This is a genomic window from Myxococcus hansupus (genome assembly GCF_000280925.3).
GTDB classification, from domain to species: domain Bacteria; phylum Myxococcota; class Myxococcia; order Myxococcales; family Myxococcaceae; genus Myxococcus; species Myxococcus hansupus.
This window is the reverse complement of record NZ_CP012109.1, coordinates 8,752,311-8,772,665: the sequence shown is the minus strand read 5'-3', so window position 1 is coordinate 8,772,665 and position 20,355 is coordinate 8,752,311. Positions and strand designations below refer to the sequence as shown.

19 protein-coding genes are annotated in these 20,355 nt (G+C 67.9%); 6 read left to right on the top strand and 13 right to left on the bottom strand.

Going from position 1 to position 20,355, the window contains the following annotated elements; genetic code table 11:
• Positions 1-17: 17 nt before the first annotated feature.
• The 8 genes from A176_RS34580 to A176_RS34545 all read right to left on the bottom strand — a co-directional run bounded on the left by A176_RS34580 (position 18) and on the right by A176_RS34545 (position 9,794).
• Complete coding sequence (locus A176_RS34580) at positions 18-3,062, bottom strand: GAF domain-containing protein (RefSeq protein ID WP_002638162.1); 3,045 nt, start codon at positions 3,060-3,062, stop codon at positions 18-20.
• Between the two features lie 119 nt (positions 3,063-3,181).
• A complete protein-coding gene (locus A176_RS34575) occupies positions 3,182-4,303 on the bottom strand; it encodes a hypothetical protein (protein WP_044890288.1) in 1,122 nt (373 codons plus the stop codon).
• A gap of 74 nt (positions 4,304-4,377) precedes the next feature.
• Complete coding sequence (locus A176_RS34570; protein ID WP_002638164.1) at positions 4,378-6,102, bottom strand: ABC-three component system protein; 1,725 nt, start codon at positions 6,100-6,102, stop codon at positions 4,378-4,380.
• The gene (locus A176_RS34565; protein ID WP_044890287.1) at positions 6,099-6,401 is read right to left on the bottom strand and encodes an ABC-three component system middle component 6; all 303 of its coding nucleotides are present in this window, start codon (positions 6,399-6,401) and stop codon (positions 6,099-6,101) included. Before A176_RS34565 ends, A176_RS34570 begins: the two co-directional genes overlap by 4 nt.
• Positions 6,398-7,339 carry an ABC-three component system protein gene (locus A176_RS34560; protein ID WP_044890286.1) on the bottom strand — a complete coding sequence of 314 codons (942 nt, stop codon included), beginning with the start codon at positions 7,337-7,339 and terminating at the stop codon, positions 6,398-6,400. The genes A176_RS34565 and A176_RS34560 overlap by 4 nt, the downstream gene beginning before the upstream one ends.
• Before the next feature lie 210 nt (positions 7,340-7,549).
• Positions 7,550-8,431, bottom strand: a complete 882-nt coding sequence (locus tag A176_RS34555) for a tryptophan 2,3-dioxygenase (protein WP_082282886.1) — start codon at positions 8,429-8,431, stop codon at positions 7,550-7,552.
• Between the two features lie 129 nt (positions 8,432-8,560).
• Positions 8,561-9,103, bottom strand: coding sequence for a hypothetical protein (locus tag A176_RS34550; protein ID WP_002638166.1), 543 nt, complete (start codon positions 9,101-9,103; stop codon positions 8,561-8,563).
• Positions 9,104-9,302: 199 nt separating this feature from the next.
• Positions 9,303-9,794, bottom strand: coding sequence for a hemerythrin domain-containing protein (locus A176_RS34545; RefSeq protein WP_002638167.1), 492 nt, complete (start codon positions 9,792-9,794; stop codon positions 9,303-9,305).
• Between the two features lie 182 nt (positions 9,795-9,976).
• Between A176_RS34545 and A176_RS34540 the strand changes: the two genes are divergently transcribed.
• From A176_RS34540 to A176_RS34525, 4 genes are all read left to right on the top strand, one after another.
• A complete protein-coding gene (locus A176_RS34540) occupies positions 9,977-10,699 on the top strand; it encodes a lysophospholipid acyltransferase family protein (protein ID WP_002638168.1) in 723 nt (240 codons plus the stop codon).
• Complete coding sequence (locus A176_RS34535) at positions 10,692-11,570, top strand: alpha/beta fold hydrolase (protein ID WP_044890285.1); 879 nt, start codon at positions 10,692-10,694, stop codon at positions 11,568-11,570. Before A176_RS34540 ends, A176_RS34535 begins: the two co-directional genes overlap by 8 nt.
• A 20-nt stretch (positions 11,571-11,590) precedes the next feature.
• Complete coding sequence (locus tag A176_RS34530; protein WP_002638170.1) at positions 11,591-12,529, top strand: proline dehydrogenase family protein; 939 nt, start codon at positions 11,591-11,593, stop codon at positions 12,527-12,529.
• A 358-nt stretch (positions 12,530-12,887) separates the two neighbouring features.
• Positions 12,888-14,681: a glycoside hydrolase family 15 protein gene (locus A176_RS34525; RefSeq protein WP_002638171.1), complete on the top strand. Its 1,794-nt coding sequence runs from the start codon at positions 12,888-12,890 to the stop codon at positions 14,679-14,681.
• 75 nt (positions 14,682-14,756) lie between these two features.
• Here A176_RS34525 and A176_RS34520 read toward each other — a convergent pair whose 3' ends face one another.
• A complete protein-coding gene (locus tag A176_RS34520; protein WP_002638172.1) occupies positions 14,757-15,314 on the bottom strand; it encodes a hypothetical protein in 558 nt (185 codons plus the stop codon).
• A 232-nt stretch (positions 15,315-15,546) separates the two neighbouring features.
• Here A176_RS34520 and A176_RS34515 point away from each other — a divergent pair, with 232 nt between their 5' ends.
• On the top strand, positions 15,547-16,854 hold the full coding sequence (locus A176_RS34515; protein ID WP_002638173.1) for a PQQ-dependent sugar dehydrogenase: 1,308 nt from the start codon (positions 15,547-15,549) through the stop codon (positions 16,852-16,854).
• 1 nt (position 16,855) lies between these two features.
• Here A176_RS34515 and A176_RS34510 read toward each other — a convergent pair whose 3' ends face one another.
• Both A176_RS34510 and A176_RS34505 read right to left on the bottom strand, forming a co-directional pair.
• Positions 16,856-17,470 (bottom strand): DUF2378 family protein, encoded by a 615-nt coding sequence (locus tag A176_RS34510; protein ID WP_002638174.1) that lies wholly within the window; start codon positions 17,468-17,470, stop codon positions 16,856-16,858.
• Positions 17,471-17,597: 127 nt separating this feature from the next.
• Positions 17,598-17,915 carry a DUF3817 domain-containing protein gene (locus A176_RS34505; RefSeq protein WP_002638175.1) on the bottom strand — a complete coding sequence of 106 codons (318 nt, stop codon included), beginning with the start codon at positions 17,913-17,915 and terminating at the stop codon, positions 17,598-17,600.
• 187 nt (positions 17,916-18,102) lie between these two features.
• Here A176_RS34505 and A176_RS40385 point away from each other — a divergent pair, with 187 nt between their 5' ends.
• Positions 18,103-18,576, top strand: coding sequence for a hypothetical protein (locus A176_RS40385; RefSeq protein WP_226994079.1), 474 nt, complete (start codon positions 18,103-18,105; stop codon positions 18,574-18,576).
• Between the two features lie 298 nt (positions 18,577-18,874).
• Here the strand turns inward: A176_RS40385 and sitI6 are convergent, their stop codons facing one another.
• Together sitI6 and sitA6 are read right to left on the bottom strand one after the other, a co-directional pair.
• The gene (gene sitI6, locus A176_RS34495; protein ID WP_044890282.1) at positions 18,875-19,597 is read right to left on the bottom strand and encodes a SitI6 family double-CXXCG motif immunity protein; all 723 of its coding nucleotides are present in this window, start codon (positions 19,595-19,597) and stop codon (positions 18,875-18,877) included.
• Positions 19,598-19,603: 6 nt separating this feature from the next.
• A complete protein-coding gene (sitA6, locus tag A176_RS34490; RefSeq protein ID WP_476704358.1) occupies positions 19,604-20,275 on the bottom strand; it encodes a SitA6 family polymorphic toxin lipoprotein in 672 nt (223 codons plus the stop codon).
• Positions 20,276-20,355 lie beyond the last annotated feature (80 nt).

Sequence of the window (20,355 nt, the reverse complement as noted above, 5' to 3'; positions counted from 1 at the left end):
CGGAGCTGTCCAGACGCTCAAACGCGCAAGGGCAATTCCACGGTGAAGGTGGAACCCTTGCCCGGCTCGCTCCACAGGCGGATGGTGCCGCCGTGGGCCTCGACGATGCGCTTGGTAATCCACAAGCCCAGGCCCAGGCCCTTGAAGTGGTGCTGCACGGAGGCCGAGCGCTCGAACTGCTCGAAGATGCGCTCCTGCTCCTCGGGCGCGACGCCGATGCCCTCGTCGCGCACGGACAACCGCGCCAGTGGCCCCACCGCCTCCACCGCCACCGTCACTGGTCGGCCCGCGCCGTACTTCGCCGCGTTGGACAGCAGGTTCACCAGCACCTGCTCCAGCCGCAGCCGGTCCCATTCGCCCAGCACCGGCTGCTCCAGCGCGAGCCGCACGTCGTTGCCCGCGAGCGCCAGCTCCTCGGACATGCGGTGCACCAGCTCGCGCGTGAGGGCGGACAGGTCCATCTCCTCTCGCTTCAGGCCCAGGCGCCCCGCGCTGAGCCGCGAGACATCCAGCAAGTCATCGATGAGCAGCCCCAGGCGCTGGCCCGCCCGAGCCGCCCGCTCCGCGCGCTCCGCGAACCCGTCAGCGGCCATGGCGTCCCGGGCCATTCGCGCCAGCAGGTGAATCTGGAGCTGCAACGCGTTGAGCGGGGACTTCAGCTCGTGCCCCGCCACCGACAGCAGCTCGTCGCGCGCCTTCACCGCCTGCGTCGCGGCGCCGTACAGGCGTGCGTCCTCGATGGCCAGGGCCGCTCGCGCCGCGAGACTCTCCAGCAGCGCGCGCTCCTCCACGGAGTACTCGCGGCCCCCTGCGTCGCGCATGACGCCCAGCGTGCCCAGCACCCGGCCGCGCACGCCCAGCGGGACGAAGATGACACTGTGGGGGCCGTAGTGCTGGAGGAAGAGGCGGCCCTCGGGCACGCGTTCGTCGCGCAGGTCGTCCGCGTGGAGCCGCGGCACGAAGAGCGTCTGTCCCGTCGCCGCCACCCGGCCCGACAGCCCTTCGCCCACGCGCACCGGGCCGCGCGACAGGGACGCGTCGAGCACCGCGCGCGCCTCCGCGTTCGGGTGGTGCACGGTCACCAGGTCCAGGTGTGTCCGGTCCTCGGAGAGAAGCTGGAGCACGCACGCGTCGCCCATCGCCTCCGACACCTTGCGCACCAGTACCTCCAGCACCGAGGGCAGGTTGAGCCCCGCCTCGGCGATGAGCTGGCTCACCTGCACCAACACGTGGAGCCGGGCCGCGCTGCGCCGGCTCTCCTCCTCCGCGGCGCGTGCCTTGCGGAACAGGGCCGCGTTGTCGATGGCCAGCGCCGCCCGGCCGGCGAGTTCCTCGGCCAGGGACAGGTCTGGGATTTCGAAGGGCGGCGACGAGGCGGTGCGCATGAAGGTCAGCAGCCCCAGGGTGCGCTGCCGAGCGACCAGCGGCGTGAGGATGAGCGAGCCCACGCCCAGCTCGCGCGCGGCCGCGTACAACTGGCCCGCCTCCGTGCGGTCATCATCGGGCTCCTCGGAGGGACGCACCATCATCCACGGACGCCCGGAGGCGAGCACCTCCGAGAGCAGCGTGGGGCTGCCCTCGTGTGGCGCGAAGCGGAGCAGCTCCAGGCCGCGCGGCGCTTCCTGCGGGTCCTCGTAGAGCATCGCCAGCCGGCGCACGACGCCGTCCTCGTATGAGTCCACCGCGCAGCCATCCGCGAAGTGGCCCAATGCCAGCCGCGCCACGCCGGCCACCGTCTCCTCCCAATCCAGCGAGGCTGAGACCAGCGCGCTCGCGTCGGCCAGCAGTCGCAGGCGCTGTCCCGCCGCCTCCGCTTGGAGCCGCGCGGAGCGCTCCCGCGCGTACAGCCGTGCGCGCTCGAGCGCCTGGCCACACTCACGGCCCAGGCCGGTGATGGAGGCCCGCTCCAACGCGGAGAAGCGACGGGGCTCCGAGAAGCCGAAGCACAGGGTGCCGAAGTCCTGTCCCTCGACTTGCAAGGGGAGCAGCACCAGCGCGCGCAGTGGCCCCGGTGTGACCAGGGACGCCAACCCAGGCACGGTGGCGCGCACCGCCGCGGCTGTTTCAAGCCAGAGCGGCGTGGCGAGCGGCACGGCGTCTGACATCCCCAGTGCGCCCGCCGGGAACAGCGTGCGCCAAGGCGCAGGGGTTGTATCGGGCTCGCCGCTGACGTTGCCTGTCACGCGCGTGGGTGCCCGACGTGCCTCGGCCGCATCGGCATCGCCCGTCACACGCGGGGGTGCCCGCCACACCTCGGACTCAAGCTCCAGGCGTCCCGGTCCCTGCAGCACCCGCAGCGGCGCGAGCTGCGCGTCCGTCAGCCCCAACGCGGCCTTCAGCACGGCCGTCCCGTCGGGCTCCACCAGGTGCACCAGCCCCGCCACCGCGCCCACCGCGGGCAGGCCCTGCTCCAACACCACGCGGGCCACTTCATCCCGCGTGAGCGCATGGCCAAAAGCCTCCGTCACCGCCTGGAAGCGCCGCAGCCGCAGCACCTCCGCCTCTTCCGCGTCCATCCGCGCCGCCATCACGGACTGGCGCAACGTCTCCGCCATGCGTTCACGCTCCAGCGCCAGCGCCGCCAACTTCACCGACAAGCCGAAGCGCGGCAGGTCACCCGCTTCCGGCCGCCAGGCCTCGCGGAAAAGCACCCCCAGCACGCCCGCCGCGCCCAACCCGGCCGCGAAGAACAGGGGCTGCGACACCAGGGACACCGCCGCCAACCGGTCCCGTGCCTCGGGCTCCGGGGCGAGCAACGCGTCCCTCGACAAATCCTCCACCACCGACGGCTGGCGCGGCGCACCCGGCCCGGGAGCCCGCTCCATCAACCGCTGCGCGCAGACGGCCGCCGCCTCGGCGTCGACGCCCGCCGTGGTCAGCGTGCGCCAATCCCCCGAGCCACCCCACCAGCAGATGAAGGCCCCCGAGGCCCCGAGCGCGGTCGTCGCCTGGCAAAGCAATTCCTCCAGCACCGCCACCACGGGCGGTGCTGTCGACAGCCGCTCGAGCGCCCGCGACATGCGGTCCACCGCGGCTCCCACGTTTTTCTCGGGCACCTTCATGCCCCACTCCCCCCGGCAAGGACGCACGGCCTCCTGCCTCGAAACCCCATTCTCCCATGTCCCGTGAAGCGTGGAAACCGGGCAGAAACAGTCTTGAGGTACGGGGTTCCCCGGGGGCGTCAGTGCTCGAAGACGCGAAAGAAGGCGAAGAAGATTTCGAGGACGATGAGCAGGACGATGACGGCCTCCAGCGTGTGGGAGCGGTCGATGTCCACGTCCCCCTTGAGCAGGCCATACGTTTGGGCCAGCAACTGATGCTTGCGGGTGACGGAGCCCTGCCACGCGGGGATGCGCATGCGGCGCACGGCGCTCTCGTAGACCTTGGCCAGGTAGAAGTCGCCGATGATTTTCAGGCTGTTGTCCACGCGCTCGATGAACTCGTTCAGGTCCACCAGCGTGGAGAGCGTCTGCCGCGTCAGCGTGCGATAGGGACTGCGGAACAGCGTGGCCCAGCCGTGCCGCGCGGCCTGCACCTTCTCGTGGATGCGGGTGATGTGCGCGTCCAGCCGCTCGTCGTAGTAGCGGAACTCCAACAACTGCGCGTTGGCGATCTCCAGCAGGTCGGGAATGTCTCGCGAGCCGGAGGGTTCGTAGACAAAGGCGCTGTTCCAGTCGATGACGACCAGGTCGTGGATGGTGTAGCTGAAGCGTGACTGGAGCACGGATTCACTCTCACGTGGCGACAGCGGCACGGCGCCACTCTCCCCCAGGAGCAGCCGCGCCAGGTCCGCCTGCTTCAGCAGTTCGTCCGCGGTGGGGTGGCCCCGAATCTCCTCCGCGAAGATGACGGTGTAGCTCTCGTTCTGCTCCCACAGGTGCGGCGCCTGCACCGCGGGCGCGATGGTGCGACGCACACCTTCCACCAACTCCAGGGCCAGGTCCTCCAACGCCTGGCTGTCGTAGAGCTCATCCGCCATCCGCGTGAGCTCATCCAATGACGTTCCCGGGACGACAGGCACGCGGAGGATGATGGACGCGGCGCCATGGTCGAACAGGCGCGCGGTGGCATCCACTGTCACCGGACCGTCACGCAATGCCAGAGGCCGACGGCCCAGCTCATACGCCAGCGGCGGGTTGGGGAGCTGGAGGTACTGACTGTTCTCCCGTGAAAGCTTGAGCCGGCGGGAGTCCTCGGTGAGCACGCGGCGCGCGCGCTCCAAATCCACCTCCTCCGCGATGTCGAAGGTGCGGTAGCAGAGGACGTACGCCTTTTCGAAGAGCACCGGAGCGGCAGCGTCCATGGTGCGGGAAGGCTAACCCGCGACCATGACAATCACCGCCCCGTCCGCCCCCTGTGAGGCCCGCCTGTTGCGTACTACGCGAACCTGATGCCGAAAAGCCCTCCGTCCTCCGTGGCATCGGTCAACCGAATCGGAAGAACGTGCCGGTCCAGGGAGAAGCCCGGAGGCAAGTCTCGAGGCACTGCATCCGAGTTCATCGTCACGATGTACTGAAAGCCCAGTTCGTCGGACAGCCTCGCCCCAAGCTGGAGAGCTTTCGCGACCTGCCGCTCATCGACACCATCGAACAAGTGGCTGTCGTGGACCAAGAACCCCGGGCCGCGCCCCCGCTCCGTGCACAGGCGCATCAGCATCATGTCGAAGCAGAAGATCTGCATGTTCTGGATGCCCTTGCTCCTGGCACCATGAATCTGGATCTCGAACGAAGGACCATTGGGCGTTGCCTTGATCGTCAAGCTCCCGGCGTCTTCGTAGAGCGACCTGGAAATCTCTTCGAAGGCGACGATGGCCCTTCCCAAGACGTTCTCCTGCTCTCTGTAGTCCTCTCCCAACCGGGTGAGCAGCCGCGTGCGCTCCAAAGCCATCGTCACCCTGCTGCTCTCCAAAGCTTCCGCCGCAGAGTACCGAAGCCGCAGAGTCTCCGCTTCCGCCTCTACTCGCGACAACTCGGTCTGTAGCTTGGAGAAGTGCTCCAAAGCCCCGTGCGAACGCAGGATTTCCATGACCTCTGAACGCCGTTGGTCGAGTTCCCCCTTTTTGCGGTCACGCTCCTCGACTCGATGCTCCAAGGCGGCCAGCTCGCTCTTGAGATAGGAGCTCCGGTTCCGCACCACGGAGTCATGAAACGCCTGGAGTTCCTCGAAGCGGCGCAAGACAGCGCTGGAGAGGTGGACCCCAATTTCTTCGTAAAGCCGTTCAAGGTCTGGCGGAGTGGGCGGTGCCTCTGCAACAACGGCGGCACGCAGTTCCTCCGCGCGCTGCCGGTCGAGCGCGTTGTCGTCCACCAACCCGTTGAGATCTCGGGTCAGGCGGGACGCCTCTTTCTCCAACTCGTGGTACTGAGCATGCACCTGAAAGGACGCAATCGCCCCCCTGAGTTTACGGGCGCGCTCTTCCGCCAACGCGAGCTGGGTTCGAAGCGTGGCCGCAGAGCCGAGGATCGGGCTCAGCGGGCCTTCTCCTGATGCCTTTTTAAGTTCCTTGAGGCTGGCCTCCTGCTCTCGGACTCGCTGCCATTCTTGAGGAATGCTCCAGTCCAGCCCGAGCAAATAGGTAACAGCCGTTTGCTGCGAACCGGTTTGCTGTACGGAGGAGCTCTTGGTAGGTGCGGTGAAACCACCGTCCAGTTGGCGGCGGGCAAAGTAGGCCATCAACTCTCGAAATGACGGAGCGGCCTTGCCGGAGTCAGCTGGGGGCAGCCCGAACATCGCTGGCCCGAGTAGCGCCTTCCACGCCTCGTTGGACACCTCTTCGGGCACACCCCAAGAAGGAGGTACGCCTTCTAACTGGATGCGCGCAGAATCTGCCCCGGACCGACGCACGACGATGTTGTGCCCGCGAAGATCGAACTCCATCCCGAAAGAGGAGTCCTTCAAGGGATCAAGGCGGAAAGTGGAGCGAGGCGCCGACCTTGCGCCCAGCAAGAAGTGAATCAAGTCCACGAAGCTGGTCTTGCCTGCACCATTCCTCGTCTGACGGTCGGTCGCGCCCGGGCTCTTGTCGGCAAGCAGCACGTTGAGCCCGCTGTGCAGGTGCAGGGACTTGAACGTGGGCAAGTCGCTGAAGAGGCGATGAATCATGTTCCAAGGCCCTCTGACGGAGAGCTTGCCGGATTCAGGCGCTTCGACTCCGTGCGTGACGTGCGGCGCGAGAGCCGCCCTTGCGCCATCTCCACAGCCCCCAAGACGTAGAGCAGGTCGAGGGCCAGAACAAACCAGTCAAAGCTCAACCTGGACGCGCCGTCCCGCATCTCCCATGCAGACCGCACCTCATCCCAGATTCGAGATACCGTCTTGGGTTCGTCGAGCAAACGTAGAACGTCCGCCCCGACGCTCAATAGCGCCCGATCTGCGCGGATTCCCTTGGTCGGCAGAATCATGACTCCACCTTCTGGGCTGCGCGCTCGACTGACTCCGCCTGCTGAGGTGTGCGCTCGAAAATGTCGCACTCCTCGAAGAAGTAGGCGAGCACAGTCACGACTGCGGCATGTTGCGCAGGGGTTGGTGCACGCACCGAGTGCACGAACTCCTGGAGAGCGGCGAAGACCTGGTCTGGAGAAAGGGCTGTCCGCCGAAGCTCTTCGTACCTGACTCGCAGTGCCTGCGCGATCGCATCACGTTCAGTAGGGTCTGGGCGCGCGTCGAAATACCGACCAACTAGCGAGGCACGCCGCATCCCGAGCTTCAGCAGGTCTGCTGCATGTTCCGAGAGCAGGTTGCGCTGCAGCTTATCGGCAGGGACGGGCCGCAAATCCGCGTCGGACGGCGCCGGAAGACGAGGGATGTGCTCCAGAATCGGTCGCAGGTCTGAAATACCCAGCGCATCCATACTTTGCGCAGTTGGCGCAGGGCCAAACAGCCTAGCCAAGCTCGACTCAGGCAGGAGGAAAACCTCAGCTCTGAGTTGCTCGAAGCCCCAGCGGAGCACTTTCAGATGGGAGTTCGCCGCTTCAAGTTCCAGCAGCTTCTTCAGAACCGCAGGTCCCAGCCCATTCTCCGCGTTATGGACGAAAACCCACGTCGAAAAGTGCGCCTTCCAGTATGGAAGTGCCTCGGTGAAGTCTTCGTGGATCTTTCGTACCGTCTCCGCCGAAGCTAATTCGTTCGGTGCGTAGACCTGAAAGAGCATCCTCTTGGACCCGAGGTAGCCGTCGTTCTTCCGATCCCCAAGCCGACCCCATGGCCGGACTCGCTGGAAATCGGACGGGTACCCCATCTCCATGATGGTTGAGAAGAAGTCCTGGAACGCCTCCCCCTTCTTCCGCAGGAAAGCAATCTCGAAGCGCGACTCGTAGAAGGCTCGTGCGTTTGGGTCCAACCTAGGCTCCAGTATTTTCTCAACCAGACCACGAGTACCGCATCCCATCCAATGGCGTTCGGCTTCGCCCGCTCACCCCAAGCAAAAAAGAGGCCACACCCTCGCTCTGAACAAGAGCCCCGGCACGCCCCTACTGAACTTCCGAGGTGAGCAGGGGCATGCGCGCCAGTCGTCACTCCCACCGCGCGGCCCTGCCACCCAGTGGACGGCTCAGGGCGTGCGGTGCCGGGAAGGCGCGGGCGGCGACAGCTCCGTGCGCACATCCCACAGCTCCGGGAAGAAGCGCAGGTCCAACGCCTTGCGCAGGAAGCCCACGCCGGACGAGCCGCCCGTGCCCTGCTTGAAGCCGATGATGCGCATCACCGTCATCATGTGGCGGTAACGCCAGAGCTGGAAGCGCTCCTCGGTGTCCACCAGCTTCTCGCACATCTCGTACGCGTCCCAGTGCGCCTCGGGGTCCTCGTAGATGCGGCGGAACACCTGCACCACGTCCGGACTCTTCTCGTAAGGCTTGCGCCAGTCGCGCTGCGCGTGGCTCTGCGGCACCGGGTGTCCCATGCGCGACAGGTGGCGCAGGAACTCGTCATACAGACTGGGGGATTCGAACAGCCGCTCCAACTCGCCGTGCACGGAAGGCACGTGGCGGAAGGGCATCAGCGCATTCGGGTCCTTGTTGCCCAGCAGGAACTCCAGCGCACGGTACTGGAAGCTCTGGAAACCCGAGGAGCTGCCCAGCGTGTCGCGGAACTCCAGGTACTCGTTGGGCGTGAGCGTCTCCAAGACGCTCCATTGCTCGAAGAGCATCCGCTGGATGTGCGCCACGCGGGCGAAAATCTTGAACGACGGCTCCAGCCGGTCGGCCTGCACGTAACGGATGCAGGCGCCCAGTTCGTGGATGAGCAGCTTCATCCACAGCTCGCTCGTCTGATGCTGGATGATGAACAACAGCTCGTCGTGGTGAGGCGGCTGTGAGCGCGTCACCTGGGCCGACAAGAGTCGGTCGAGCTGCAGGTAATCACCGTACGTGGTCCGTCCGGCCAGGTCGGTGATGATTCCAGGCTCCAAATCGCGTGTGTTCATGGGCCCGGGCATTCATGCTCGTGCAAGCCCCCACGGGCAAGTCTCTCCCGCATGGGCGGACCCCGAATCCTCTCTGTGCAACAGAGCGGAACAACGGGGGCGCGGTCACTCTCTGCCCGGGCCGGGGCAGCGTGCCGCTGGCTAGCCTGCGTGCCCAGCCTGAGCGGCAGCCGCCAGCGCCTTCGACGCGGCGCGTCCGCGCGGCAGCTTGATGTCGTCCACGGAGTCCGGGTCCGCGTAGTCCTTCCAGTCGCTCGGGCGACGGTTGGTCTTCTCCAGCATGCGGAGCTTCTGGTAGTGGGCCGCGCAGTAGCCCTTGGTGCGGCTGGGCTTGCCGCAGCCGATGATGGCGCAGGCGCGCGAGCCGTCAGCACCAGCCGCCGCGGGCTTGCGGCCCCGGCGCTTGCCACCGGCCGCCGCGGCGGGAGCCGCCGTCAGGGTGCTGCGAGCCGCGCTCGCCGGGCGACCCGGGCCACGCCGACCCGCCTTGGCCGCCGCCGGAATCTGCGCGCCGAACAGGGGCCCCACGACCTCGGCCAGGGGCGCCAGGCGCTCGGCCACGTTGCGGAGCGCGTCCAGATCCGCCGTGCCCTCCTCCAGCCGCGCGACCACGTCACGCAGCGGCTTGAGCTGGACTTCGATCTCATTGCGGATCATGTCGCGAAACGCTTTATCCACGGACATTCGTTGAATCCTCACCTGGGGAACGACAAGGGTAATGCAGTACTAGGGGGGGCTGATGCTCGATGCTTGTGATGCTGCCCATACCCATACCTGCCAAAAATGGTTTTGTCTAAAGGAAGAGATAAAAGTTGTGACTGAGCAACGGACCTTCACCCCGTTGTCGCAGGTCTCACCTGTTTCCAGGCCCCCTCCGGGGGGTCTAACCGTCCCAGTGGAGTGAATCCAGGAGGGGCGCTCCCGCCACATGGGACACCTGAGGGCGCGCGAGCAGTTCCATCCGCGTGGCCGATAAATCACGCCGCAGGTCATCCAACGCCAGGGAATCCAGGGCAGTCATGAGCTGGGGCAGCAGCGCATTCTCCTCTTCTTGGAAATGCGCCACCACCAGGTCTTCCAGTGTCAACAGACGGGCCTGCCACTCGGAGTGACCCGGTGGCAGCGCTTCCAGCTCATCCATCAATTCTCGCATGGTGAGATGGTCTTCCGTCTGCTCGCGGCAGCGCTCCCGCCCGGCCACCTGCGCCAGCAACGGGTAGAGGCAGCGCTCCTCCAGACGCGAATGGAACCGCAGCAATGCCAGCAGCTCCTCGGTTTCCCGCGACGCCCCCGAGTCCACCCCAGACGCCAGGCGCTCGAAACGCTCCTCCAGCTCCCGGTGCTGATGGATGAGGCTGTCGAACGGGCTGCCCATACACCCAACGTTCGGCATGCACCGGGAAGCAGACAACCTGAGTATGCCTACAAGCGGGCATTAATCAAACTCCTACGCCTGTGCATGCGCAGGGCTTCACACCCATGTGTGCCTGACCGCTCGCCAACCAGGAGACAGGTAAAAACTGCCAGGGCGGGCGCGCATCCCCATGTTTTTCCACCATGGACGCCCCGCTCGCCAGCCTGCGCCGAGCCATCTTCCGGCTCGCCGAACAGGGCGCCGCCCTCTCCGCCCTGTACCATCGGGCGCGACTGCTGGGCACCGAGCACCTGCCATTACAAGGTCCGGTACTGCTCGTGGGCAACCATGGCGTCTGGGGTTACGAGACGCCTGCCTTCTTTCATCTGATCCACCAGAGCACCGGCCGCTATCCGTTGGGCCTGGCGGAGCGAGGCTTTTTTCGCATTCCGTTGATCCGCACGGTGCTGCCGTGGCTGGGCGGCGTGGAGGGGACGCGGGAGAACGCGCTCACGGCGCTCCAGGGTGGCGCGCTGGTCGTCTGTTATCCAGGAGGCGCTCGGGAGACCTTCAAACGCAGCCAGGGCCGCTACCGGCTGTGCTGGGAGCGGGCGCTGGGCTTCGCGCGGCTCGCGGCCCAGACAGGCGTGCCGGTGGTGCCCTTCGCCGGACTGGGCGTGGATGACACCTTCCGGTGGCCCCCTGGCGAGGAGCGTCTGTGCGTGCGCCTGTCCGCCGATGACAAATACCGGATGCCGTTGGTGGTGGGCATGGGCCCCCTGCCCTGGCCCGTGCGGCTCACCTTCGCAGTGGGCGCGCCCCTCGAGCCACCACCGCCGGACGCCAGCGAATCCCGCCTCCGGGCCTTCCGCGACACCGTGGCCGCCAGCGTGCGGCGGCTGCTCACGAGGTCCGCGCATGCTTGAAGCCCTCTCACCCCGCACGGGGAGCGTCGCCAGTCCGCCGCTCGTCCCGGACGTGGAAGACATCCAGAAAGGCTACGCCCACCTGCATTGCGAACAACGTCCGGTGCGAGGCACACCGGTACGTTTGTTCACCTTTCCGGAAGGCAACACGGACGAGACACGCACCGTGGTGTGCCTTCCGGGGCTGGGTGCGAGTGGACGTTCGTTCGCGCCCATGGAGCCCCTGGCCACCACCTTGAGGCTGCTGTTGTGGACGCCGCCGCTGCGCACGCCCGCCACCCATACCCCCCTGTTGTGGAACCTGGCGCTGCTGGACCACGCGGAGTCGGGGCTGCCGGGGCGCTTCGCGTTGCTGGGCTCCTCCTATGGAAGCCTGCTGTCCATCGCCTATGCCCTGGCGCACCCGGAGCGGGTGAAGGCGCTGGTGCTGGTGTCCCCGGTGGCCAGCGTGCACCGCATCCGCCGGCTGGCGCTGACGCTGTCCACCCTGGTGCGCTCGCCCCGGCCCCTGGCCTACCTGCTGGCCCCCACCGTGGCGCGGGTGCTGGGAGGCCTGAGCCTGCCCGCGGAGGGGCGGGCGGAAATCGTGCGCGAGGCCCGGCGGCTGTCTCCAGTGGAGCTGCTGCGCCGGCTGCGAGACGTGCTGGCGGCGGACTACCTGTCCCGGCTCCACGCACTCCAGGTGCCCACGCTCGTCATCCAGGGCGGCAGGGACCTGCTGGTGCCCCGCCGCGCCGCCCGCGACGTGGCCGAGCACATCCCCGGCGCGCGCCTGGAGCTCATCCGAAGCGCCAGCCACCTGCCCTACATGAGCCACCCAGACGCCTTCAACGCGCTCGCCGGGGATTTCCTCCGGCGGCACCTCGACTGAATGGACACCGCCCACCCGCCATGACCGCCGACACCACCCACCTGTCTCGCGCCGCGCTGCACTTCCTGGCCCGCAAGCCCGCCCTCAAGGATGTCGCCACCCGGCTGGGGCCCTTCCGGCGGTTGGCCTCGCGCTTCATCGCGGGCGAGTCGATGGAGGAGGCGCTGGACGCGGTGAAGGCGCTGGGCGCGAAGGGGCTCATGGCGTCGTTCGACCACCTCAACGAGGCCGTCCAGACGCCCGAGGAGACGCGCGCGGAGGTGCGTGAGTACCAGCGGCTGCTCCACCGCATCGACGCGGTGGGCGTGCGGGCCAACGTGTCCCTGAAGCTCACCCAGTGCGGGCTGCTCTTCGACGAGGCCCTGGCGCTGGAGAATGCCCGCACCGTGGTGGCCGAGGCCGCCGCCCGGGACTCCTTCGTGCGCATCGACATGGAGGACAGCTCGGTGACGCAGGTGACGTTGGACATCGTCCGCCAGCTCCGCGCCGAGTTCGGCGAGCCACACGTGGGCGCCGTGTTGCAAAGCGCCCTGCGGCGCACCGAGCAGGACGCGGAAGACTTGTGCGCCCAGCGCATCCGCATCCGTCTGTGCAAGGGCGCCTATCTGGAGAAGCCCGACGTGGCCTTTCCAGACAAGCGCGACGTGGACGCGAGCTTCATCCGAAGCATGCGCGTGCTGCTCGACAGCGGCGTGTATCACGGCATCGCCACGCACGATGAGCGGATGATTGAAGCCACACTGGACCACGCCACGCGGCGGGGCCTGCCGCGCGGCGCCTTCGAGTTCCAGATGCTCTACGGCATCCGGCGGGACTTGCAGGAACGACTCGTGAGGGAGGGTCACCCGGTGCGCATCTACGTCCCCTACGGACGGCACTGGTACCCCTACTTCATGCGCCGCCTGGCCGAGCGCCCCGCCAATCTGGGCTTCCTGCTGCGCAACCTGGTACGTGGGTAGGCTCCGGTACGCGCGGGCGGTGCGGGCGGTGCGGGCCCGTTCGACCCGGCCCCGCACGTGAAACACGCGGTTGAAACACCAGACCGAGGCCACGGACCGACCCTCGCGCGCCCCTGGGAAAACCAACCGCGAATGTCCGCCGCGCAAGGGCTTTCACCGTGGCGGTGCCTGGCATCGCAAGCTTCACGGAAGGGCCCGCCATTGACTGCTCAGGCCGCGTGTCTCAGGCGGGGTGATGATTCATCCGCGAAGGCGTCCGGACGGCCCGGGCCTTGGCGGTTCGGCGGCGCTGGAAGAGGCCCGGCGTGCGCCCGGGGCCCCTGACCCGACGCGGCCATGGCGTCCCTAGCTTTGCGGCATGGCGGCCCCCATCGAAGACCACGCGCTCATTGGAGATACCCACAGCGCCGCGCTGGTGGCGAAGGACGGCACCATCGACTGGCTGTGCTGGCCGCGCTTCGACTCGGACGCCTGCTTCTCCGCGCTGCTGGGCTGCGAGCGACACGGCTTCTGGCGCATCACCCCCGACGTGCCGGTGCGGCGCGTCCACCGCCGCTACGTGCGCGACACCCTCGTCTTGGAGACGGAGTTCCACACCGACACGGGCGCCGTGCGCCTCTGCGACTTCATGCCGCTGCGCGAGGACACGCCGCGGCTGGTGCGCATCGTCGAAGCGCTCTCCGGCGAGGTGCCCCTGCACATGGAGTTCGCCCCCTGCTTCGGCTACGGCGACCGCACGCCGTGGGCCCGGCTGATTCCCGGCGGCGTGAGCACCAAGGCCGGCCCGGACGCGCTCTATCTGGCCACCGACCTGCCGCTGCGCATGGAGCGCAGCCACGTGCTCGCGGACTTCCGCGTTCCGGAGCGGCAGCAGCAAGCCTTCGTCCTCTCCTGGCACCCGTCACACCTGCTCCCGCCCCGGCAGCCGCAGGCGGCCCACCTGCTGCGGGAGGACACGCTGCGGTGGTGGCGCGCCTGGGCACACCAGTGTCTCCACCAGAGTCGCTGGCGCCCGCAGGTGATGCGCTCGCTCATCACGCTCAAGGCGCTCACCTATTCGCCCACGGGCGGGCTGGTGGCCGCGCCCACCACGTCCCTGCCGGAGCGGCTGGGCGGGGTGCGCAACTGGGACTACCGCTTCTGCTGGCTGCGGGACGCCACGCTCACCCTGCTGACGCTGCTGGACGCGGGCTACACCCAGGAGGCGCAGTCGTGGCGCGACTGGCTGTTGCGCGCGGTGGCGGGTGAGCCGGACGAGCTGCAAATCCTCTACGGCCTGGCCGGCGAGCGACGCGTCACCGAGCTGGAGCTGCGGTGGCTGCCGGGCTACGAGGGCTCGCGCCCCGTGCGCATCGGCAACGCCGCCGTGAGCCAGTTCCAGTTGGACGTCTTCGGCGAAATCGCGGACTGCCTCTACCACGCGCTCCGCCACGGCGTCTGTTCGGACGACGAGGCGTGGGACGTGAGCGTCCACCTGCTGCGCTTCGTGGAGGACCACTGGACCGAGCCCGACGAGGGCATCTGGGAGGTGCGCGGCGGACGCCAGCAGTTCACCCACTCCAAGGTCATGGCGTGGGTGGCCATGGACCGGATGGTGAAGACGGCGCAGCTCCGCGGCATGCGCGGCGCCCAGGTGGACCACTGGGTGGCGCTGCGCGCGCGGATGCACGCGGAAATCTGCGCGCGGGGTTACGACGCGCGCCGCAACACCTTCACCCAGGCCTTTGGCAGCGAGGCGCTCGACGCCAGCCTGCTCTTGATTCCCCTGGTGGGCTTCCTCCCGCCCGAGGACCCTCGCGCGCGCGGCACCGTGGAGGCCATCGAGCGCGAGCTCTCCTACGAAGGCCTGGTCCGCCGCTACCACACGCACAAGACGCGGGACGGCCTGCCGCCCGGGGAAGGCGTGTTCCTGGCGTGCAGCTTCTGGCTGGCGGACGCGCTGGCGATGATGGGCCGCGAGCACGAGGCGCGCGAACGCTTCGAGCACCTGCTGAGCCTGTGCAACGACGTGGGCCTGCTGTCCGAGGAATACGACCCGACGGCGCGGAGGATGACGGGCAACTTCCCGCAGGCCTTCAGCCACCTGGCGCTGGTGGGCACCGCGATGAACCTGGCTCGCGGGGACGGCCCCGGCCAACAGCGGAGCCAGTGAAACGCCAGACCCCGGCACGCGGTGGGCACATGCCCACCCCGCCCGGGGCCCGGAGACAGCACATCCACCCAGAGGCTAGAAGTAGCCGCCGATGGTGGTCGCGACGCTGAAGTTCACCTCCACGTCACCGCCCAGGCCGAAGGCCAGGCGCGGGCCACCGCCCACGAAGAAGTGCGGCGTCACGTGGAAGAGGAAGGGCGCGTAGCCCTCCAGGATGACCGTGACGTCGGCGGGCAGGGCCTGGTTGGCGAAGGGCAGGATGTTGTCGCCGATGTAGAGCGACACCTGGCCCTTGGGCCACACGGACACGCGGTCCGTCAGCGGGATGTTGTAACCGATGCGCGCGTTCAGGCCGAACGCCGCCACGGTGTCGCCGCTGCCGAAGAGGGCGCGGACCTGGAGGCCGCTACCCACGGACAGGTTCTTCTTGAGGAAGTAGTCGGCGCCGGGCTCCAGGAAGATGTAGCCCACGCCGCTGCCCTGCGTGGAGTAACCCAGGCTCGCGGACGCGTCCGTGCTGATGACGAACTGTCCCTCCTGACCGAAGCTCCCCGACGACTCCTGCGCGCCGGCGCTGAGCGAGACCATGACGCCCGCCACCGCGGCCAGGTTCTTCAAGTTGTTTGCCTTCATGAGACGTCCCTCCGTTGCGTAGGCCCGGCGCGTATTTCCGGGCGCTCGCCGCCCTTCTAGCCAATGGGCGCGGCGGCACATCATTTATTTCGTCATGGTTGTGAACAGTCGCGTCGAAGTCACGCGCTGATCCCACGGATGTGTACGGCCATGCACTTGCCGAAGCCCTCCGTTGCGGGCCCGGCGCCGCCGCTCCATGACTTGCACGGCCCCACTTCGAAAGGACGCCCGCGTGTCGCTCCGCTCCCGTCTGTCCGCCCTGCTCCTCACCACCGCCGTGCTCCCCCACGCCGCGCTCGCGCAGGCCCCCGCCGCTCCCGCCACGCCGCGCGAGCCGCCCGCCGCCTCGCGCGTGCGCACCGAACCCCTGTCGCCCCAACGTCAGCAGGTGAAGCTGGACGCGTTGCCCAAACCCTATGCGACGCGGAGCGCGTCGAAGAGCCCCACCGTCGTGCCCCCACCGGCCAACGCCACGCTGCGCGTGCCCCAGGGCTTCGCCGTCAACGTCTACGCGGACGCACTGAAAGAGCCGCGCTGGATGACGCTCTCGCCCGAAGGCGACGTGCTGGTGGTGGAGAGCCGCTCCAATCGCATCCAGCGCCTGCGCGACGCGGACCAGGACGGCGTCGCCGAGGCACGCGAGCCGTTCGCCGCCGAGGCCAACGGCCTGAACCTGCCCTTCGGCATGGCCTTCAACGACACCCACTTCTTCCTGGCCAACACCAACGCGGTGAAGCGCTACCCGTACCAGCGGGGACAGGGGAAGCTCACCGGCAAGGGCGAGGAGCTCACGAAGCTGCCGGGGCTCGGCTACAACCAGCACTGGACGCGCAACGTGCGCGTGGCACCGGATGGGAAGCGCCTCTTCGTCACCGTGGGCAGCGAGAGCAACGTGGACGTGGAGCCATCACCGCGCGCCTCGGTGCTGGTGATGGGGTTGGATGGCAAGGGCCGCGAGGTCTTCGCCAGCGGCCTGCGCAACCCGGTGGGACTGGACTTCCACCCGCGCACCGGCGAGCCCTACAGCACCATCAATGAACGTGACGGCCTGGGCGACGACCTGGTGCCGGACTACCTCACCCGCGTGCAGCAGGGCGCCTTCTACGGCTGGCCCTACGCGTACCTGTCTCCGAAGAACGTGGACCCGCGCCGGACGAAGAACGGCCAGAGCGAACAGCCGGACCTGGTGGCGAAGACGGTGACGCCGGACGTGCTCTTTCCGTCGCACTCGGCGGCGCTGGGGCTCGTTTTCTACAAGGGGACGGCCTTCCCGGAGCGCTACCGGAACGGCGCCTTCGTGGCCTTCCGGGGGAGCTGGAACCGCTCCGAGGGCACCGGCTACAAGGTGGTGTTCGTGCCCTTCAACGCCCAGGGCCGGCCGGAAGGCGGCTTCGAGGACTTCCTCACGGGCTTCCTCGTGGACGCGAAGAAGCCGGAGACCTTCGCGCGGCCGGTGGGCCTGCTGGAGCACCCGGACGGGAGCCTGCTGCTGACCGACGACGGCAACGGACGCATCTACCGCATCCGTTACGCGAAGTAGGTCAGTTGTCCCACGACAGCGTGTACTCGCTGTCGAGCAGCGAGGTCTGCGCGCCGCGCACCTGGATGTCCTGCGCGCCCACGGCCTGCAGGGCGCCTTCGAGCATGCCCTCGTTGTAGGCCACGGGGGTGAAGATGCGGCGCATGTGGATGCGGCCCGAGCGCGGGCCCGTCCACGACACCTGGAGCTCTCCGAAGTTGATGGCCATGCGGTAGGCCTCGGGGAGCATCTCCATCAGGCGCTTGGGCTCGCCGCCCACCTGCTGCCGGACCTCGGCGCCGAACATGGAGTTGATGAAGGCCAGCGTGCCCTGGACGCCGAGCTGCCGCATGGCCTCCTCGATGCCGCCCAACTGCGGCGCGAGCCGCCGGGACGCGGAGAAGAAGAAGCGCATGAACGGCGGGACGGGGTAGAACTCGGTGGGGTCCAGGTCCGCGGGGTAGTCCCCCTCTTGCTGGATGTGCGTCACCGCCTGCTCACCGCCGAGGAAGCGCACGGTGTCGAGGACGGCGGCGAAGTGCATGCCGCGAATCCCCTCGGATTCCTCCACGAGCGCGAGGCGCGCGGTCAGCTCGCGCTCCACGTCCTCGGGCGTCTCCCACTTGCCGCGCTCCATGCTCACCTCCCGACTGAAAACGCGCGGGATGCTGGCACAGCTTCGGCGCGCGCGCGAACTCCGGGCTGCGGCGCGCGCGGCCCGGCGTGGTGGAGACCGACCTGGGACGTCGGGTGGGTGACAGCGCTCAGCGCGCGGGCTCGACGTCCGGCTGCTGCGCTTCGCGGCGCAGGCGCGCCTCGAAGACGAAGGTGCCGAAGGGGAGCAGCGACGCGGCGAGACCGCCCAGCACACGCACGATGGACCAGCGGTAGGTGATGGCCGCCTCCATGAGCGCGAAGAGGTAGAGCACGAAGAGCAGGCCGTGGACCCAGCCGGTGAACTTCACGGCCTCTGGGATGCCCGCTGCGTACTTCAGGGGCATCGCGATGAAGAAGAGCGCGATGACGGACAGGCCCTCGGCGAGGGCCACGGCGCGGAAACGTCCCAGTGAGGTCTTCAGCATGAGGTTCTCCCCCGCCTGTTTCCCACTCCTGTGCGCCGTGGTCCATGAGTCATGGTGACGCAGGGGGTGCCTGGTTGCCTGCTTCCTCGGTCGAGGGCGGCGCCATCGTTCGTCCACGTGCGGGCAGTTCCATGAAGACACTCCCGTCCAGCGAGCGCCACACCCGTAGGCTGAGCCGAGGTGCCACATGCTGAGACTCCATCACCTCATCATCCTCGTCACACTGCTGGCGGACAGGGAGCCGTCCGCGGCCCCTGCGCACGACGCGGGCACGGATGCTGGCGTGGCGTCATCCCGCCCAGTGCGAACACCTGTGTCCTTGGACGCGGGCACGACGGATGCCTCGACTCCCGTTCCTTGGCCCGAAGAGGAGTTCGAGCCGATGGGGACGATGGACGGTCCCGCCGTCCTCGCCGCGCATGGGGTGCTCCAGGAAGTGATGAAACGCTTTCCCAAGGCAGCGTCGAAGTCATGCGCGTTCTCACCACGCGCCCTGGAGTTCGTCGTCGGCTACCGGAATGGATGGCACTTCGTCCGCGTCAATCGCCGGGTCGACAAGTGCCCGGAGTTCGGGCCCGGTGTGAGCCTCGAGTACGACGGGTTCGAGCTGTACGCCGTGTCTCCAGAAGGACGCATCGAACGGTATCCCGCCATGCCGTGACGGCGGTTCAGCATCATTGCGGTGGCAGCGCGACGCCGTAGCACTCCAGGTCCTCGGGGGGGGCACGTTCGCCAGGGAGCGCAGCGTGGGGTCCACGGTGCGCAACGCATACTCTGGCAGCAGCCGCGTGCGCGCTCGGGACAGCAGGTCACGCATCGACGGGTCCTCCGCCAGCGCTTCGCCCCACGCGGGCGCGAGTACAGACCGACAGGTGGCGAGCAGTGGCTCCAGTCGCCCGCCTACGTCGAAGAACACCGTGTCCACGTCTTCGCCCCGCGCTGCCACGGCTGTACCGTCATCACCGTGTGGGCAGTTCGGCGAAGGTGATGCCATCCAGCGACAGCCGACTGACGGCATCCTGGAGCCGCTCGGTCCCGATGATCATCGTGGCGAAGTTCCCTACTCGGAACAGGTCCACGTCCCGCGGCAACGATGCGGCGGCGAGGATGGGAGCATCCGGGCGCGACAGGCCGAACCGCCCACATGTCTGGCAGGGCGGCGGCGTCTCCACGGGGATGCAGTCCGGATGGAGCGCACCCCAGGGCTCGATTTGAAGCTCCAACAGTCGCGGCGGATCCGCCTGACGGAAGCGCAACTGGGTGTCGCAAGCCTGAAGTCCTCGCACCCCTGATTCCCGGAGACGCTCCAGGGCGTCGTGGCGCACGAGCAGTTTCTGGCTCCAGACCCAGGCGATGGGACCAAACGCTCCGGAGGCGCGCCCTACCAGTGGGCCGAAGCCCGTCCCCGGTGGCAGCTCCGCGTGCGGAGGCGCCAGAGGACGCACCCGTTCCCTGAGGCGTGCGAACTCTGCGAATGGCTCGGGCCGAGGCTTCTCGAACGCCTTCCGCTCCGGAAGTCGCGATACGTCGATGCACGGATACTCGTGGCCCGTGCTGGCCCAGGTCTCGCCACAGGTGTCGCAACTCGCGCCCGGCAGCGATAGCTGATGCCATGCGTTGAGCTGCCCGCCGAGCTTCTCTGTCGCCGCACGGTCCTCTTGCATCCAGAAGAAACGGCTCATCGGGTCTCACGCTCCTGGGCGCGAATAGTAGGGCTGAATGGGACCACCGATGAGCTGGAAGCGGTGGATGAGCTCGCCCGCGTGTTTGAAGATCTCCGTAGAGGTCGCGCCGGGCTTCTCGGATTTGAAGTCACGCCAGGCTTGATTCCACGCCCCGCCGCGTCCGTCCGATCCGTGGATGCGGCGATGAACATCTCGAGGTATCGGCATCGTGAAGTCATGGATTTTGACGCCGCGAGACCCGAACCACATCGACAGGTCTTCCGCCTGCGGGAAGATGTGGTGTTTCTCCCAGCGGCCAGGGGTCAACCGGTGGGACGGCGGGATGACTCGCTCGGGCGCCCCGCTCCAGTTGGGGAACACCATGACAGCGCCCCGCGGCAGGTTCTGGCCGCCACCCCAGCGCCTCCGAGGCCCTCGCCCGGGAGATGCCGCGGCGGCGGGAGGGCGCGCAGGTGGAAAGCGTGCCACTTCCACGACACCGGGCAGGTCCTCGCAAGCGTAGAAGCCGCAAGCGTCCCCCAGACACAACAGGGAGACACACGCGTCATCACCGGGTGATTGGCACTCCGACGCAGTGCCATCCCAGGGCTGCGGCACGGGAGCATGCGCAACCGTGGAACACCCGGTCCAACACAGGACGAACGCCAGCAGACATCCGTACATGAGAGGTCGCACGGCCCATCACCCTAGCGCTCCTGTGAACCGAGACGCTGACGCCTCTCAAGCCCGCACCGCCACGATATCTGGGCCGCAAC